Source organism: Aureibaculum luteum, from assembly GCF_003449015.1.
Lineage (GTDB): Bacteria > Bacteroidota > Bacteroidia > Flavobacteriales > Flavobacteriaceae > Aureibaculum > Aureibaculum luteum.
In genome coordinates, this window is sequence record NZ_QRGD01000003.1 from 279,444 (window position 1) to 296,461 (window position 17,018).

Sequence of the window (17,018 nt, forward strand, 5' to 3'; positions counted from 1 at the left end):
TATAAATTGATTTTTGAAATATGAAAATTAAAACCGCTGAATTTGTTATTAGCAATACAGACATAAAAAGATGTCCTACAGATCAAATTCCAGAGTATGCCTTTATCGGAAGATCTAACGTAGGAAAATCTTCATTGATTAACATGTTAGTCAATCAAAACAAATTGGCTAAAACTTCAGGAAGACCTGGGAAAACACAACTAATCAATCATTTTAAAATTAATGACGAATGGTTTTTAGTAGATTTACCTGGCTATGGCTATGCCCAAGTTTCCAAAAGTAAACGTAAAGTTTTTCAAGAGTTTATAACTGAATATTTCCTAAAAAGAGAACAACTCGTTTGTACTTTTCTTTTAGTTGACAGCCGACACGAACCGCAAAAAGTAGATCTAGAATTTATGCGTTTTTTAGGAGAGCATGAAATTCCATTTATGCTTGTCTTTACCAAATCAGACAAACTAAAACCGGGTGCGATTCACAAAAACTTAAAAATATTTGAAAAGAAAATGTTAGAAGCTGGTTGGGGAGCTATCCCTAGAGCTTTTGTTACCTCCGCAACAGGAAAAGACGGAAAAGAAGAACTGCTAGAATATATAGGCGAATTAAATGCAATGATCGCATCGCAAGAGGAGTAAAAAAAATAGCAGTAAAATAATTTTTATAAAGTGAAATCCACCAAAGACAATTTACAAGTTTTACACGAAGATAATCATATTATTATCGTGAATAAACGCGTTGGGGATATTATTCAAGGAGACAAAACTGGCGACACACCCCTAAGTGAAATTGTAAAGCAATACATTGCAATTAAATATCAAAAAAAAGGAAATGTATTTCTAGGCGTAGTGCATCGTTTAGATAGACCAACAAGTGGAATTGTTATTTTTGCACGAACTTCAAAAGCCTTAGAACGTCTTAATAAAATGCTTCGTGATAAAGAAATTAAGAAAACCTATTGGGCCATTGTAAAAAACAAGCCTGAAAAGGAAAAGGACACACTAATACACTACTTGAAAAAAAATCCGAAAAACAATAAATCAACGACCTTCCCTAACCCAACACCAGAAGCAAAAAAAGCAATTCTACACTATCAACTTATTAAAAGGTTAGATAATTACTTCTTACTAAAAGTAGATTTAGAAACCGGACGTCATCATCAAATCAGAGCACAATTAGCGGCCATAAAAAGCCCTATCAAAGGCGATTTAAAGTATGGTGCTAAAAGAAGTAACCCAGACGGCGGAATAAGCTTACATGCCAAAGCTATAGCATTTACACACCCCGTAAGTAAAGAGTTGATTTCTATAATCAGTGAGACACCCAACGAACCAGTATGGAACAGCTGTACCTAATAATATTACCGCTTTGCTAATCTAAATTTTGCTTGTATAATTTCGTCTATGGGCTTATTTTCTATTTTACTTTCTAACCAAGACACAATATCTAGATATAAAAATGCTCTTCGTTCGTAAGGATCGTCTTCGTATTGTTTCAATGTAGTATGTAATTTTATAAATTCTTTTTTGAATTCATGCGGATACACATCTCCAATAGTTCTTAAAAATTTAATCATTTCTTTTTGCACCTCATTGAGCTCATTCATCTTCAGTAAAAACTTGTAAGTACTCTTCAACTGTACTTCTAAATGATAATCTAAACCAACCTCATAATGTGCAAATAAACTTAGCACCCTTGCAAAACAGAGTAAATCTTCACGCATTTCTAAGGTTTTGTTATTGATAATTTTATCTAAATATTCAATACATTTCCTACAGTTTCCAGCTCCAAAATACAAACTCGCAATTTTGTAATAAAACACCATAACATGATGACTATCAATCCTATCCTTATAAAGCTTAATTCCTTTTAAAATTTCATCAACTAAAGGCAATCCCTCTTTAAAGGTACCCTCCAGAAAGTGTAAATTTAGTTTATTGCTATACAGATACATAAAACTCAACACGTTTACATTATCCTCGTTTGGCAACAAGTCCTTATCTGCAATTATAATCTCAAACTTAGCTAACGCTTTTTTAAATTTAGAATCGTATTGGGTATAAAAAAGTGATTCTAATAAATAATGATACCCTTTTAAAAAGAATACAGGATTTAAACGAATCATGCTGTCATTTTTCATAAATAAATCAACCCATTTGGTGGCATATTTATAAGAATTTAAAAAATCTTGGATTAAAAAACTATACCACAGATGGGATTTATACAGCCATAATTTTTCTCTAAACCCCAATTCGGAAAGCTTGAAATTTGGCATTCTCGCATTAAAATAATCTGTAATTTCTTGATATTCTGCATTGTTTTTGGCATAACCAGACTTCAATAAAATACCATACAGTTGTAAGGATAAATTCGACAATTTACTGGTTATGGTATTTTGAATGCTCAACATCTTTGCCTGTTCGGTAAGCTCATCAGCACGATTACTAAGACTTCGTGTAATATATTGAGATTCAATTACTTTTTCAAGCTCTACAATTTCATAAGCTAATATTTTCTCTTCATTATCAATAGCTGTATTTTTGGCTTTATCTAATAATTTTAAACTCTGTTTGTATAACCCTTTATGATAAAGTATGGTAGCAAAATCAAGCTGCTCTCTTATCTGAGCTCTAGTATTTTGATGAAGCGGATTTAATCGTAGACTAATTAAAATTTGCTTGTATAGGTGGGCCTTTAAATTAGAGAGTTGTGCCTTTTTAACGATATCGCTCTTTAGAATAGATTTCTCATCATATTTGTTTAATTTGTCAAGCAAATTAAACAAAGCCAAAAACTTAGAATCAGTATTACCTCCAAGTCGACCTACATAAAGTTTAAACTGTCTTTTTTCTGATTTTGATAGTGATTTTACTAAAACAAATAAATTATCTTTTTGCTGGCTAGTCATTGTAACAAATAAAGTGATATACCTCTTATTATCAGTATTTTAAATACCTCACGCTTTGGTTAAGCATTGTAAAAATACATTATATTTCGCTTTAAAAAGCACAGCAAAATATAAATTCGTTAAATAATAAAGAAATATATCATTAAAAAATGAGCAAAGATAAAGTCCAAATATTCGACACCACACTAAGAGACGGAGAGCAAGTCCCTGGATGTAAGCTAAATACAGAACAGAAGTTAGTTATTGCAGAACGTTTAGACGAGTTAGGTGTTGATATTATTGAAGCAGGCTTCCCCGTTTCTAGTCCAGGTGATTTTAAATCGGTTGAAGAAATTTCAAAATTAATAAAGAATGCTACTGTTTGCGGATTAACAAGATCTGTAAAAAAAGATATTGAAGTAGCTGCTGAAGCATTAAAATATGCTAAAAAACCAAGAATTCATACTGGTATTGGAACATCAGATTCTCATATTCTACATAAATTTAATTCAACTAGAGAAAAAATTATAGAACGTGCTGTTGATTCCGTAAAATATGCAAAATCGTTTGTAGAAGATGTTGAATTTTATGCCGAAGATGCGGGTAGAACGGATAACGATTATTTAGCCCAAGTTTGTGAAGCTGTAATCAAAGCAGGAGCTACGGTATTAAACATTCCAGATACTACAGGGTATTGTTTACCTGAAGAATATGGTGCAAAAATGAAATACCTAAAAGAAAATGTAAAAGGTATAGATAAAGTTATCTTGTCTTGTCATTGTCACAACGATTTAGGTTTGGCAACTGCCAACTCCATTGCTGGTGTAGTAAATGGTGCAAGACAGATAGAATGTACCATTAATGGCATTGGAGAAAGAGCTGGTAACACTGCTTTGGAAGAGGTTGTAATGATATTAAAACAACATCCATATTTGAACTTAGACACTAATATCAATACACAATTATTATATGACACGAGTCAAATGGTTATTGAGAACATGGGTATTTATGTTCAACCGAACAAAGCAATTGTTGGTGCAAACGCATTTGCTCATAGCTCAGGAATTCATCAAGATGGAATGATAAAAAACAAAAAAACGTACGAAATTATCGATCCAAATGAAGTAGGCGTAACCGATTCAGCTATTATATTAACTGCTAGAAGTGGAAGAGCGGCTTTGGCATATAGAGCTAAAAAAGTAGGTTATGATCTTACTAAAATTCAATTGGATGAAGTGTATCCAATATTTCTAAACTTTGCGGATAAAAAGAAAGAAATTGTTGATATGGATATTCATCTAATAATTAAGAATAGTAGTGTAGATTGCTCTATAGTTGCTTAATTAAAAAAATAGAGAATAGAAAAAACAGTAAATAAGAATAAATAATAGAACATATAATATGAAATTAAATATAGCAGTTTTACCAGGAGATGGTATCGGACCAGAAGTCACAAAACAGGCTAAAAAAGTATTAGAAGCAGTTGCTCATCAATTCAATCATACTTTTATTTTTAAGGAAGCCTTAGTAGGTGCTGTGGCAATTGATAAAACAGGAGAACCATTTCCACAAGAAACAATGGATTTATGTTTAAATACTGATGCGGTACTTTTCGGTGCTATTGGCGACCCTAAATATGACAACGATCCTTCTGCAAAAGTAAGACCTGAGCAAGGTTTATTAAAAATGAGAAAAGATTTAGGTTTATTTACTAATATTAGACCTGTAAAAGCTTTTGAACAATTATTAGATAAATCTCCTCTAAAAAAGGAAATTATTAAAGGAGCTGACCTCACAATTTACCGTGAACTTACTGGCGGTATCTATTTTGGTGAGAAAAAAATAAGCGAAGATGGTAAAACGGCTTCTGATTTAGGAGAATATAGTGCCTACGAAATTGAACGTATTGCTCACGCAGCTTTTAAAGCAGCTCAAACTAGAAGAAAAAAATTAACCTTGGTTGATAAAGCCAATGTATTAGAATCTTCTCGATTATGGAGAAAAGTAGTTACTGAAATTGCTAAAGAATATAAAGATGTAGAATTGCACTATCTTTTTGTAGACAATGCTGCAATGCAAATGATTTTAAACCCTACACAATTCGATGTTATTTTAACTGATAATTTATTTGGCGATATTATCTCTGACGAAGCTAGTGTAATAGGTGGTTCAATTGGTTTATTAGCATCAGCTTCTATAGGTGAAAAACATGCTGTATTTGAGCCTATTCACGGATCATACCCTCAAGCAACAGGAAAAGGAATTGCAAATCCAATTGCTTCTATTTTATCTGCTGCAATGTTACTCGAACATTTTGGTTTGAATGAAGAAGCTGCGGTAATTCATAAAGCGGTAAATAAATCTTTAGAATTAAAAATATCAACACCTGATATTTTACCAGATTCTAAAATCACAACGTCTAAAGTGGGCGATTTCATTGCCGACTATATTCATTATCCAGAAGATACAAATATGAATTATCATAATATTCATATTGGACAATCGACAATTATTTAATATTTGAATTTGATTGATAAAAAAACCGAAGCCAAGGCTTCGGTTTTTTTGTACTTATTATTTGTTTTTCTTAGAAGTGAAGAGCAAATCCAATATTTAATGAAAGAGGATTAGTTTCACCATCTCCTGCATCTTCATTGAATCCATAATCATATCTTATACCTGGCTCGATACTCACATTTTCATTTAAAAACCAAGCGTATCCTGCATGTGCACCAATAAACATTGGACTAAATTCATCTCCAGAAACTCCGTTTAAATCTATTCCTACAGGAATCTTACCCATAATATAATATTTACCTCCAACTTTATAAGAGAAAATTCCATCACCATTACTAGAATCACCATAACCCAATCCAACTTTTACAGCTAAATCATCTATAACGAAGTAACCCCCTTCTGCACCAACATTCCATTGATTATCACCATCAATATCGGTAAAAGAAAAACCTGTATTACCGCCATAACCTAGGCTACCAAAAGCAGCAAACTTAGTATTAGCTTCTATTAACCATTTACCTTGAGATGTTTGGCTAGCATTTTGACTTACATTTTCCTCTTGAGCATTCACATTAAAACTAAACAATGCAACTGCTGCAACTACTAATAATTTTTTCATGATTTAATTAATTTTTATTTTGTTAAACAATGTAAACGATGACTCTTATCTTTTATTTCACAAAAAAACAGTTGTTAAATAGTTCTTTTTTTATGGTCAACATAAGTAACTAATTCCCTACATTTTACTAAATATTATTTTTCAATTTCGATTAAAATTATTTCTATAAAAAATCAATTCACAATGGCTCCTTTCTAAAGTGGTATTTATAGATAATAGAAGTACGATAAGTGTTAAATTTCAAAGTTTTCCAGTATTTGTGTAACAAACCTATGTCTTAAGGCGTCTCTTATAAAAGCAATACGCTTTTATACATTTTTCATTCAACACTAAAATCCAATTAATGTTCGACATTGATCGTTGGCAAGAAATATTTGATACTATATCAAAAAACAAATTAAGAACCTTTCTTACAGGTATTTCTGTGGCTTCTGGTATTTTTATTTTGGTAATTTTATTAGGTTTTGGACAAGGATTTCAAAATGGCATTCAAAAAGAATTTGAAGGTGATGCTACCAATAGAGTTTGGGTTTGGACCGAAGTTACTACCAAAGAATTTAACGGCTTAAACCCTGGAAGATCAATTCACTTGAGCAACTCAGACTATAACCAAGCTTCTATCCTTTTTAGTGATGATATAGAATATAAATCTGGAGTATTTAGAGTTTGGGGTTCTACCATAAATTACAAGAAAGAATCTGGCTCTTTTGGTATTCAAGGCGTGAGCCCTGATTATCAAAAAATAGAAAATGTAAAAATGATTACTGGACGTTTTTTGAACCAAATTGATATGGATAAACTTCAAAAAGTGGTTATTATCAGTAAAAAAATCAAACGCGAATTAATGAAGGAGGTTGAAAACCCCTTGAATGAATTTTTACAAATCTCAGGTATTAATTTTAAAATTGTTGGTGTATATACCGATGCTGGTGGAGAACGTGAAGAAAATAGAGTTTATGTACCTACTAGTACAGCTCAAAGTGTTTTTAATGGTAAAAATAGAATGGCCAATATGTCTTTTACGATTGCCCCTCAAGAAACTTTTGAAGCATCAGTAATAGCATCAACCAAATTCACAAATAAATTAAAACAGTATCTCCAACAATCGCATCAAGTAGCTCCAGACGATAATGCCATAGGTATTTTTAATGCCCAGCAAGAAGCCAAACGCTTTTTCACATTAACAGATAACATTTCACTATTCTTTTGGTTTGTAGGCATATGTACTATTATAGCTGGCGTAGTTGGCGTAAGTAATATTATGTTAATCATCGTGAAAGAACGAACCAAAGAAATTGGAATTAGAAAAGCATTAGGAGCTAAACCTTTATCAATTGTAGGTATGATTCTGCATGAGTCTATTTTTGTAACCGCAGTATCGGGATTTGCAGGATTAATTTTAAGTATGGGATTATTGGAAGTGTTGGGGCCCAATATTGAAGTCGATTATATTTCAAACCCAACCGTCAATTTTTCAATTGCCATGACCATGGTAATTTTATTAATAGTAGCAGGTGCCTTGGCAGGTTTTTTTCCTGCATGGAAAGCGGCAAAAGTTCAACCCATTGTAGCGTTAAGAGATGAATAATGTTTAGTAGAGACCGCTGGAGCGAAATATTAGAAGTAATGTCTGCCAATTGGTTCAGAACAACACTAACTGCATTTGGTGTTTTTTGGGGAATCTTTATATTAATTATTTTATTAGCTGCAGGAAAAGGTTTTGAAAATGGTGTAAATATTGACTTTGGCGATACTGCCACAAACACTATGTTTATGTGGACAAGAACCGCAACCAAAGCCTATCAAGGTATGCCGAAAGATAGACGCATAAATTACACAACACAAGACGTTGAAGATATACGACTAAATGTTCCAAACCTTAGATATATTTCTCCACGTAATCAATTAGGTGGCTTCAATGGAGCAAACAATGTTGTTAGAGGAATTAAAACAGGTGCTTTTGATGTGTATGGCGATTATCCTGAAATTATAAAGCAAGAACCCATGGATATTATCCAAGGTAGATTTATAAACCAAAATGATATTAATAAAAACCGCAAGGTTGCCATAATTGGAAGAGGTGTAAGAAGTAGTTTATATGAAAAAGGTGAAGATGCTCTAGGTTCCTACATTAAAATTCAAGGGGTAAACTTTATGGTTATTGGGGTTTATAAGAAAAAATCTTCTGGTGGTGATGGTGAAGAAGATCAAAAACAAATATACATTCCATTCACTGCATTTTCTCAAGCTTTTAACATGGGGAATCGTGTGGGCTGGATGGCCGTAACAGCAGTTGATGGCAAACCGATTACAGACATAAAGGAAAGTGTATTTGACATTGTAAGAAAAAATCATAAAATACACCCAGAAGACGAAAGAGCTATTGGACATTTTGACTTATTTGAGCAATATAGTAAAGTACAACGTCTTTTTTCGGCCATAAGAATCATCGCTTATTTTGTAGGTATAATGGTGTTATTATCCGGTGTTATTGGCGTAAGTAACATTATGCTTATCGTGGTAAGAGAACGCACCAAGGAGATAGGAATTAGAAGATCATTAGGTGCATCTCCATGGAATATACGGGGACAGATTCTTACGGAATCTGTTTTTTTAACGATCATATCGGGTATGGCAGGTATTGTATTTGCATCACTAATCATCTTTCTAATCAATTTTGCAATTGACAGTAGCGGACCTGTAGATATGTTTGCAAACCCAAGCGTTAACCTCGGTGTTGTAATAGCGGCACTAAGTATATTAATTATTTCAGGATTATTGGCTGGATTTATTCCTGCACAAAATGCCATAAAAATTAGACCCATTGAAGCGTTAAGAATTGAATAAAACAATAAACAGATACTAAATAACTATCCCAATGAAAAAATCAATAACCGTAATTATATTGCTCTTTATAATTATATCATTTTCGGCAGCAATGTATTATTTATATACCAAAAATGCTGAAGACCCTGTTGTATATGAAACCGAAAAACCAACTACACAAACCATTATTAAAAAAACAGTGGCTACAGGTAGTATTCTTCCTGTGGAAGAAGTCTTAATAAAACCCAATATCTCTGGAGTTATTCAAGAAATCTATGTAAAAGGAGGTGATAATGTAAAACAAGGAGATTTAATTGCTAAAATTAAAGTAATACCAAATTCATCATCTTTAAACAATGCTAAAAACACCATTCAAACGAATAAAATTGCATTAGATGATCAACAACGTAATTACAACCGTCAAAAAAGTTTATTTGACAAAGGTGTTATTTCAAAACAGGAATTAGAGCAGGCTGAAGTGGCTTTCAACCAAGCCAAACAATCATACAGTGCAGCGAATCAAAATTATGAAATTGTAAAAACAGGATCTACCCGTGGATTAGGGAATTCAGCAAATACTTTGATAAGATCTACCGTTTCCGGAATGGTATTGGAAGTTCCTGTTGAAGTAGGAAACCAAGTTATTGAGAGTAACAATTTTAATGAAGGTACAACTATAGCTTCTTTGGCAGATGTAAACAAGTTGATTTTTGAAGGAAAAATAGATGAATCTGATGTTGGTAAAGTTAAAGAAGGATTGCCCTTAGAAATTACTATTGGAGCTGTAGAAAATCAAATTTTTGAGGCAACATTAGATTATATAGCACCCAAAGGAAATTTAGAAAATGGTGCCATACAATTTGAAATTGAAGGGATACTAAAAAAACAAGATAGTATATTTATCAGAGTAGGCTTAAGTGCGAATGCTTCTATCATTTTAGCCAGAGCGGATAGTGTAATGGCTATAAAAGAGGCATTGGTACAATTTGATAAAGACACAAAAGCTCCGTTTGTTGAAATAAAAAATGGTAATGGCTTTGAACGTAAAAACATTACGCTAGGTGTAAGTGACGGAATTCAAGTTGAGATTAAAGATGGTATATCTAAAGATGACGAAATTAAAGTTTGGAATCAGCTTGTTGAGGAAGATGATAATTAGTGAATTTTAACTATTGAGTAAATCAAAAATGATATCAATTCTAAACCTAATTTATTTAGAGTATGTGACAGTAAAAGAGATTTTAAAATTATATGCTGAGTTGAATAAAGTCATAATTAATCACTCGATAAAAGAATTTTCATCTCTTTTACCCTTTTTGCCATTTGCAACGAATATTCATTAGAATTCTCAATAAAATATTCTTGTAATTGGATGGCTTTTTTTACAAGTTTAATTCTTTTCTCTCTGTCCGTTTGTAGTTCTGCATCCAAGCTGATTAATTCAGCAAGCATCTGAACTCTTCTTAAATAATCGCCCTCTTTTGTTTTAAAAAAAGTTAAAAGGTCATCTACATCTGTATTTATAAAATAATCAGAATCATTACCTAAAAATCCATAGGACCGTTGTATTTGAGTTTTAGCTCCTTCTATATCTTCTTTATCTATACTATTTACAATTCTATTTATACCATTCATAAAATCTGTAAACAATCGCATTAAATAATCTTTTTCAAACATTATCAATTTAATTCTTTATTTCAACATATATAACAGTATCTCCCATTGGGTCTGGTGCTAATTCAGCATGATACTCTTCTGTGGCAATGCCCGTACTTTTATTTATAATATAAGCAGCTTCGTTAAACTCTCCGTATGATTTTTCGACATAATAATGATCTCCTCTGTCATAAATAATCATACCATTATAATTTGCATAATACTCCCAATCAATTGTTTCAACAACTGCTTGTTTATCTAAAGCCTTTATCACAAATTTGATTTGATCTAAAACAGCATCATCATATTTAAAAAATTGAATTTCCTCTAAATTGTATTTTACAGTTTCTGGGTTTTTACGAGGCTGTAAATAATTTGAACCATTTAAAAATACGGTTACATTATAAAAATATACAGTGTTTTCTGGTATAAACGTTATAGGATTTTGAAAAGCAACATAAATATCATTTTCAGATGCCATAACCTTTATACTTTTAAAATAACTAGTATCAACCTTTTTATCCAATTGTTTTAATGCCAGGTTAACAATTGCTTGTTTACCTAAACTTATGGTATTTTTTACTTCTTTTTTTGACATGTTTTTATTTTGTGCCATTACATAATTACTTACTATACAAAACAACAGTATTTTAAATTTCATATTTTCCTATTTAAAAGTTAAACCAACAATGATTCTTTTAATCCACTCCACTTGTTCGTTTTCTTTGTAGTATTCTGTGTTGAATCTGAAATTTCCTGGATTTCCAAATTGTTTCCAACTTTTATTATCTGAATTTCGAAGATACATCTTTACGGTAAAATTAGGTGTGTTATCTGTCAATGGCTTATTGTAAACGAGTTCTATTTTTACCATATATTCATCAATATCTGAATCACTTTTTAATGCTTTAAAAGCATGTATTTCAGGGTAATATTTAGACAAATCAGAAAGATCAACCTCAGCGTTATAAGGTAGAATGCCATTCCAGTCATTTTTCTTCAAAGAGAGTACAAATTCCTTATTTTGTAATTGAGAATAAGCTTCTGCTATTATCTTTTTTGATTGGTTTGTTTGAACTGAATCTATAACCTCAACAAAGTATGTTTGTTTTTTTATTTCTACATCAGAAGTTAACCAACTACAGCTCGTTAAAAAGAATGCAAAGGCTATCCCCAAAAAATATACGCTACTTCTCATTTCTTGTATTTATTATGCAGACTTTGGCGTCATTATGCCATCGTTAGACTTCCCTAATTTTAAATTGACCAATATTTCATGTAATGTTTCTGATGCCAAGCCATGCAGCACCAACCTGTAGGCCGCACTATAAGTTGTTGCGGGTACCATTGGATGCTTGTTATTTACCAAACCTAAATGCCCAGGAGTACCTAAAATTTGTGCTGTATAAATAGCAATGGTTTCATCTAACTGTAAAGAATTTGAAGCTCTTACAAAATCATTAGCCGTTAAAAACAACTGATAAAATGGTGTAAACAATTCAATAGCTGAACGCAAATCTAAGATGTTGGTCCATTTATTTGGAAATTGAATATGATCAAATTGATCTTCAGTAATCATTGATAAATCCAAATCACTCTTTTGTTTTATGGTGAGATTTTTTGTCTTCAGTTCACTATTCAAATTAATAACAAAATTGTATAAATTCAAATCGTGTAATAGAAATAAATCATCTTTAACATCTTCGAAATTTTTCGGTCGCAACGGACTTGACTTGGTTTCTACACCATCTATATTAGCCCAGATAAAGGATAAAATATCACTACCTACATGAAAATGTCTAAAGATTAATAAATTGGCATCAGGACTCACCCATGTCTTTAAACCCCAAGCTAACATTCGGTGTAATATTTTAGACGAGTTGAATAGCTTTGGAAAAATAAACTTAAAAATATGGATGAAAAACATCGTGATTTTTGACCATAACTGAACAAAGGGCATTAAATATCTTGCGGACTTTGAATTGTTATCTCGCATCAATGCCTGTTTTGTTTTTTCATTGATAGGAATACTACTATCCAAATACATCGCTAACCATGGATTTGGGTCGCGATCATCATGTTTTGAAATATCTAATTCGTTTGACATTTTTTTGTGTTTTTCTGTTCTGTTTTAAAAATTGACACTATTTATATCCCGCTCAAATAGCGGGATTAGTTCAACTTACAATTTTAAGTTCTCTCGCAAAAAAACGAGATTCTCAAAACTGAGTTTCACTAATAACTACCTAATTCTTCTAATTGCATTTCATATAATTTCGCCGTCGTTTTTGCCGTTTTGGCAATTTGTTTGGCTAAATCCATATTCATAAATGGATGATTTAGGGCTTCTTCTAAGCGATGGAAATGATTTTCATCTGCAACACCGTGATACGTAAAAAAGGACACTTGCTCTTTGTCCAACTCCAGCTGATCCTTTATCATATCTCCCCAATACCCTGCCAATCGCTTTCCAATACCTTCAATAATAAACATGGCTCCTAGTAAATCAATCGGATTGTTTTTACTGGCTTGTTGAAACATAAAAGAAGTTAAGGCTACACTTCCAATATTTTTATTACCTGTTTGAATGTCTTCCAAAGATTCGCCTAAAGCTACAAAATTTCGTTCTAAGATTTGAAAATCCTTATGTTCTGCAGCCGTGTGTTTTATAAAGGCAGAGCGTAACTCGAACAACTCAATATCAATATTTGAAGCGGCTCTCGAAATCCATTGTGAACCATCAATTACTTGTTGTCGTAAATCATGTAATAATAATTTGTAATCTGACAGACTTAACTTACCACTATGAATTTTGGACACCACTGGAACTTGTAATAATTTCGTTTCAAAATCGATCCAAATTTGCGTGAGTTGACGCACTAACCATTCAGATGTCGGATTTTTATCCACTACTAACTCAGGGGCTTCAATTTTTCTTTTTGGATACACTTTTACGTCTTCATCTTGACCAACAACTATTAATTGCATAAAAGATGTGATAAATCGACCACTTTCTGGCACCATACACAAAATGGTTTCACCAGCCTTTAGCTTACCAGAATACAACAATTCTTCTAACATGATATATATAGAAGCCGCACCTGTATTTCCTTTTGTAGTTAGGTTACTAAACCATTTTTCATCAGAAATTAAAGCACCACCTTTGGTCATCAAATCCTTAATCGGCTTTTTAAAATACTCAGATGAATAATGACAGCATAACCAATCGGTTTTATCAGGATTAACCATTCCTTTATCAATCAATTCAAAATAATGAGCTACGCCAACTTGAATTACTTTATCCAGTAGTCGGATATCTTGTTTTAGATTGATAGCTCCTGCTTTGGAAGCCGATTCATAATCTGGGTAATCTAACCAAGTTGGTTCTTTTTCATTTTTATTATCATTTTTACCTGTAAACATACAGACTGGAAATTCATTGGCATGAGACTTTAACTCCATCCAATCAATTCTTAATGATAAACCCTTTGTATTTTTTTTATTAGAAAGTACCATCGCTCCTGCCCCATCAGAAAGCATCCATCGTAAAAATTCTGTATCAAAAGGTACTGACTTCTGTTCTTGCCCATCAAATCTTGAACCTTTAAACAGGCGACTAGCAAACTCACTACCCACCGCTACGGCCTCTTGCTTTTCTTTGTATTTTATTTGGGAAAAAGCAGTTTTTAACGCCATCATTCCACTCGCACAAACACTTTGAAAACTGGCCAATTCACATTTATTAAAATCCGTTAAGGCATGCACCATACTCGCGAAACCTGGAACTGGTAAATCACCTTGAGTTGTTCCTGTTGATAGCAGTTCTATTTCAGTAACGTTAGCTCCACTTTTATCCAACGCTATTTCAATTGCATTGGCTGCCAATTCAGCATTACTATGTGTACTTTCTTGATTCTTATTCAAGGCATAATACCTCGATTTTATACCGTTTTGTTTAAGAATACGTTCTTTTACCCCACTTTTCTTACCATTAATCAATCCCAAATAATCTTCCATTTGGTTGTTCTCAATGGGTTTATTCGGTAAAAACACACCTATACCTGTAATATATACTTCTTCTTTCTCTATCATATTAATGTCTTTTTATATAGCAATTGTAAAATTTATCTAATGCATTTGAGGCAAATCCATAATTGGCTCTCCCTTTTGAGTGATGTTCATTATGATGTGTACCAAAAAGCCTCCATGAATTGCCATAACCATCCCCAAAGCGATAATTACAATGTCCTGCATAATTCAACAAGACACTCGCCAAAGGGTATAGAAATACGCCAACAATTGAAAATGGCACAAATAACATAATGATCAACGGAACAGTACTCAACAATAAGGCTTCAAACCAATGAAAACTATATACTGACCACACGGTAGGAATTCTAGATTGATGATGTACAAAATGGACGCGTTTCATAAAAAAAGGCAAATGCATTATTCTGTGTACTATAAAAAAGTGCACCTCATTCCAAAGCGTTAACACCACAACTGCCAATATCACATTAAAAAAAGTATCGGGTAGTAGTGTAATTTTATCATTTCTAATTAAATAAATAATAGGTAATACTGAAAATCCAAAAACAAAAATAGATTGCAAGGAATGTTTGATTTCAAAACTTAACTGCTTTCGTTTTACCTTTTTATTGATAATCTTATGAAGCAATCCTTTTTTATGTAACAGCTTACAAACTCCTAAAAATACAGGTGCTACTACAAAATACAAAATCATAAAATACGCAAATGTTAGTCCGTAAAGACTAAAATAAGATGTACTATAAATTATGTTTTCAATAATCTCTTGCATTTATTTAGGTTGATAAACTGAAAATGAATCTAACTCTCAAACGTCTTCAGTTCCGTTTAATTACCCTTACAAATATAGATTGTGGAATTAATGCAAAGACCCCTGTATTCAGTTATTGTATTTATTTTAACAAAAAACCGTACTCGAAATAACTATAACAACTTACCCTTTGCTTTCGTTTATTGACCAAAAGGAATCTATATGAACTCTTATAGATATGCAATTGCACATTGCATTTAGTGTAAAAAAAAGCCGAAAATGAAAATTTTCGGCTTTTTTACAAAACTGAGAAGTTACATCACTTTTTGATAATAATTTTACCTCCAAGTTTTTTATTTTCATTTACCTTATCAGGATTTCCTGAAATTTCAATAGTACCACCAGCGTTCACCGTTGCATCAACCAAATCTTTGGCTTTTACATACGCTTTTCCTCCAGCAAAAATAGTAACATCTGCACGGTTAGATTCTAAGTCCTTACCATAAAACTCACCACCTGTTCTTATTAATACATCTTGATTATCTGTAGTACCACTAACAGTTATTAAACCACCTGTTACTGATTTTACATTCATATTTTTAGTTTTAACTTTCACATTTATGCTTGCACCTTCTTGGGTCCGTAAGGTTATATAATCGGCATCTATTTCATCAATTGATGTAATTTTAGAGCCTTCATTCGCATCGATCATAACTATATTTTCAGTATGATAAATAGTGACTTTCGTTTCATTACCATCAAGAATTTTCTCAACCTCCATACGTACTTTTAACAAATTACCTTGATTGTCTATGGCGACTTTGTCAATATCATCACCAGTTATTACGGCCTTGTTATAGGTAGCTTTAACCAACGTAATTTTTAATTGATCATATCCTTTAATTTGACTAAATTTTTGCAAGTCTATGGTCGCTTCTTGAGCAAAAAGATGAGCTCCGACAAGCATAAACAAAACAATTACCATTGCTGTTTTTTTCATTTTATATATTTTTTAAATCCGTTTATTACAGATTGAATTGAACTTCTAATAGATTAGAATGTACTACATTTAAACCCTTGATATTTCAACAAAGGTACTTATTAAGAGAGATATAGATTTTTAAAAAAGTGTTAATTTTTCAAGTAGAAGAAAGTTCAAATAACTTAGTCACTGTTTTCCAATTTCTACTGGTAGCAGTCACTTTTAATTTATTTTCTATGAGATTATTGGTAAGTTTTGAATCGCTACTTTTTGTATTATACTGCATAAACACATGCTTACCATTTATTTCATAGTTCGCATTATCAAAATGAATAGCAGTCAGTTTTTCTAGATTTTCATCTGAAGGAATTTCCGCTAAAAAGGCGACATATAATTTATTAATATCCGTTTGTTTTAGCAAAAAAGGATTGTTATGAAAGATATTTTCTATTTCATTGGCTGTTCGAACCAACACGGGCACATCAAATCCGTATTTTTCAAAAATAATTTGTTTTATTTTTTGTTCTATTTCAATTACAGGCTTATCTGTTAAAAAAATAACATTACCACTTTGAATATATGTAGTACAATTTTTAAAGCTATTTTTGTTTAATAGTTCTTTTAAGTCGGCCATTAAAATTTTACGTTTACCGCCAACATTAATCCCTCTTAAAATTGCGATATGTTTTTTCATAATAGCTTATTAAAAACAGTTTTACTGCTTAAAAGTACACTT

17 protein-coding genes are annotated in these 17,018 nt (G+C 32.0%); 7 read left to right on the top strand and 10 right to left on the bottom strand.

The annotated features are described in order from the left end of the window. Window positions 1-20: 20 nt before the first annotated feature. Together yihA and D3P13_RS09445 are read left to right on the top strand one after the other, a co-directional pair. Complete coding sequence (yihA, locus tag D3P13_RS09440; protein WP_117881701.1) at window positions 21-635, top strand: ribosome biogenesis GTP-binding protein YihA/YsxC; 615 nt, start codon at window positions 21-23, stop codon at window positions 633-635. Between the two features lie 30 nt (window positions 636-665). Continuing rightward, the gene (locus tag D3P13_RS09445; protein ID WP_117881703.1) at window positions 666-1,352 is read left to right on the top strand and encodes an RluA family pseudouridine synthase; all 687 of its coding nucleotides are present in this window, start codon (window positions 666-668) and stop codon (window positions 1,350-1,352) included. A 5-nt stretch (window positions 1,353-1,357) separates the two neighbouring features. Here the strand turns inward: D3P13_RS09445 and D3P13_RS09450 are convergent, their stop codons facing one another. Then, window positions 1,358-2,905, bottom strand: a complete 1,548-nt coding sequence (locus D3P13_RS09450) for a hypothetical protein (RefSeq protein WP_117881705.1) — start codon at window positions 2,903-2,905, stop codon at window positions 1,358-1,360. A 149-nt stretch (window positions 2,906-3,054) separates the two neighbouring features. On the opposite strand from D3P13_RS09450, the gene D3P13_RS09455 reads away from it, so the two are divergent. Together D3P13_RS09455 and leuB are read left to right on the top strand one after the other, a co-directional pair. Further along, the gene (locus tag D3P13_RS09455; RefSeq protein ID WP_117881707.1) at window positions 3,055-4,227 is read left to right on the top strand and encodes a 2-isopropylmalate synthase; all 1,173 of its coding nucleotides are present in this window, start codon (window positions 3,055-3,057) and stop codon (window positions 4,225-4,227) included. Between the two features lie 58 nt (window positions 4,228-4,285). Then, window positions 4,286-5,401: a 3-isopropylmalate dehydrogenase gene (gene leuB, locus D3P13_RS09460; RefSeq protein WP_117881709.1), complete on the top strand. Its 1,116-nt coding sequence runs from the start codon at window positions 4,286-4,288 to the stop codon at window positions 5,399-5,401. A gap of 70 nt (window positions 5,402-5,471) precedes the next feature. On the opposite strand, the gene D3P13_RS09465 is transcribed toward leuB, so the two are convergent. Then, complete coding sequence (locus D3P13_RS09465) at window positions 5,472-6,020, bottom strand: hypothetical protein (protein WP_117881711.1); 549 nt, start codon at window positions 6,018-6,020, stop codon at window positions 5,472-5,474. A gap of 343 nt (window positions 6,021-6,363) precedes the next feature. Here D3P13_RS09465 and D3P13_RS09470 point away from each other — a divergent pair, with 343 nt between their 5' ends. The 3 genes from D3P13_RS09470 to D3P13_RS09480 are packed head-to-tail and all read left to right on the top strand — an operon-like array spanning window position 6,364 to window position 10,005. After that, window positions 6,364-7,608, top strand: a complete 1,245-nt coding sequence (locus tag D3P13_RS09470; protein ID WP_117881713.1) for an ABC transporter permease — start codon at window positions 6,364-6,366, stop codon at window positions 7,606-7,608. After that, window positions 7,608-8,867 carry an ABC transporter permease gene (locus tag D3P13_RS09475; protein ID WP_117881715.1) on the top strand — a complete coding sequence of 420 codons (1,260 nt, stop codon included), beginning with the start codon at window positions 7,608-7,610 and terminating at the stop codon, window positions 8,865-8,867. Before D3P13_RS09470 ends, D3P13_RS09475 begins: the two co-directional genes overlap by 1 nt. Window positions 8,868-8,898: 31 nt before the next feature. Beyond that, window positions 8,899-10,005 (top strand): efflux RND transporter periplasmic adaptor subunit, encoded by a 1,107-nt coding sequence (locus D3P13_RS09480; RefSeq protein WP_117881717.1) that lies wholly within the window; start codon window positions 8,899-8,901, stop codon window positions 10,003-10,005. Window positions 10,006-10,121: 116 nt separating this feature from the next. On the opposite strand, the gene D3P13_RS09485 is transcribed toward D3P13_RS09480, so the two are convergent. The 8 genes from D3P13_RS09485 to D3P13_RS09520 form a co-directional block, all read right to left on the bottom strand. Continuing rightward, window positions 10,122-10,523: a hypothetical protein gene (locus D3P13_RS09485; RefSeq protein WP_117881719.1), complete on the bottom strand. Its 402-nt coding sequence runs from the start codon at window positions 10,521-10,523 to the stop codon at window positions 10,122-10,124. A gap of 7 nt (window positions 10,524-10,530) precedes the next feature. Continuing rightward, window positions 10,531-11,163, bottom strand: a complete 633-nt coding sequence (locus D3P13_RS09490) for a hypothetical protein (protein ID WP_157972877.1) — start codon at window positions 11,161-11,163, stop codon at window positions 10,531-10,533. A 6-nt stretch (window positions 11,164-11,169) separates the two neighbouring features. Beyond that, window positions 11,170-11,700 carry a hypothetical protein gene (locus tag D3P13_RS09495; protein WP_117881723.1) on the bottom strand — a complete coding sequence of 177 codons (531 nt, stop codon included), beginning with the start codon at window positions 11,698-11,700 and terminating at the stop codon, window positions 11,170-11,172. Between the two features lie 12 nt (window positions 11,701-11,712). Beyond that, on the bottom strand, window positions 11,713-12,609 hold the full coding sequence (locus D3P13_RS09500) for a DUF6999 family protein (protein ID WP_117881725.1): 897 nt from the start codon (window positions 12,607-12,609) through the stop codon (window positions 11,713-11,715). A gap of 128 nt (window positions 12,610-12,737) precedes the next feature. Then, window positions 12,738-14,594 (bottom strand): beta-ketoacyl-ACP synthase III, encoded by a 1,857-nt coding sequence (locus D3P13_RS09505; protein ID WP_117881727.1) that lies wholly within the window; start codon window positions 14,592-14,594, stop codon window positions 12,738-12,740. A gap of 1 nt (window position 14,595) precedes the next feature. Further along, entirely contained in the window at window positions 14,596-15,321 is a 726-nt protein-coding gene (locus tag D3P13_RS09510; protein ID WP_198680001.1) for a sterol desaturase family protein, read from the bottom strand. Window positions 15,322-15,619: 298 nt separating this feature from the next. Beyond that, window positions 15,620-16,300, bottom strand: coding sequence for a head GIN domain-containing protein (locus D3P13_RS09515; RefSeq protein WP_117881729.1), 681 nt, complete (start codon window positions 16,298-16,300; stop codon window positions 15,620-15,622). A gap of 139 nt (window positions 16,301-16,439) precedes the next feature. Then, the gene (locus tag D3P13_RS09520; RefSeq protein ID WP_117881731.1) at window positions 16,440-16,976 is read right to left on the bottom strand and encodes a DUF1697 domain-containing protein; all 537 of its coding nucleotides are present in this window, start codon (window positions 16,974-16,976) and stop codon (window positions 16,440-16,442) included. Window positions 16,977-17,018 lie beyond the last annotated feature (42 nt).

Coding starts and splice junctions, on each gene's coding strand:
- yihA (WP_117881701.1), top strand. CDS start 21: ATGAAAATTAAAACCGCTGAATTTGTTATTAGCAATACAGACATAAAA.
- D3P13_RS09450 (WP_117881705.1), bottom strand. CDS start 2,905: ATGACTAGCCAGCAAAAAGATAATTTATTTGTTTTAGTAAAATCACTA.
- D3P13_RS09455 (WP_117881707.1), top strand. CDS start 3,055: ATGAGCAAAGATAAAGTCCAAATATTCGACACCACACTAAGAGACGGA.
- leuB (WP_117881709.1), top strand. CDS start 4,286: ATGAAATTAAATATAGCAGTTTTACCAGGAGATGGTATCGGACCAGAA.
- D3P13_RS09465 (WP_117881711.1), bottom strand. CDS start 6,020: ATGAAAAAATTATTAGTAGTTGCAGCAGTTGCATTGTTTAGTTTTAAT.
- D3P13_RS09470 (WP_117881713.1), top strand. CDS start 6,364: ATGTTCGACATTGATCGTTGGCAAGAAATATTTGATACTATATCAAAA.
- D3P13_RS09475 (WP_117881715.1), top strand. CDS start 7,608: ATGTTTAGTAGAGACCGCTGGAGCGAAATATTAGAAGTAATGTCTGCC.
- D3P13_RS09480 (WP_117881717.1), top strand. CDS start 8,899: ATGAAAAAATCAATAACCGTAATTATATTGCTCTTTATAATTATATCA.
- D3P13_RS09485 (WP_117881719.1), bottom strand. CDS start 10,523: ATGTTTGAAAAAGATTATTTAATGCGATTGTTTACAGATTTTATGAAT.
- D3P13_RS09490 (WP_157972877.1), bottom strand. CDS start 11,163: ATGAAATTTAAAATACTGTTGTTTTGTATAGTAAGTAATTATGTAATG.
- D3P13_RS09495 (WP_117881723.1), bottom strand. CDS start 11,700: ATGAGAAGTAGCGTATATTTTTTGGGGATAGCCTTTGCATTCTTTTTA.
- D3P13_RS09500 (WP_117881725.1), bottom strand. CDS start 12,609: ATGTCAAACGAATTAGATATTTCAAAACATGATGATCGCGACCCAAAT.
- D3P13_RS09505 (WP_117881727.1), bottom strand. CDS start 14,594: ATGATAGAGAAAGAAGAAGTATATATTACAGGTATAGGTGTGTTTTTA.
- D3P13_RS09510 (WP_198680001.1), bottom strand. CDS start 15,321: ATGCAAGAGATTATTGAAAACATAATTTATAGTACATCTTATTTTAGT.
- D3P13_RS09515 (WP_117881729.1), bottom strand. CDS start 16,300: ATGAAAAAAACAGCAATGGTAATTGTTTTGTTTATGCTTGTCGGAGCT.
- D3P13_RS09520 (WP_117881731.1), bottom strand. CDS start 16,976: ATGAAAAAACATATCGCAATTTTAAGAGGGATTAATGTTGGCGGTAAA.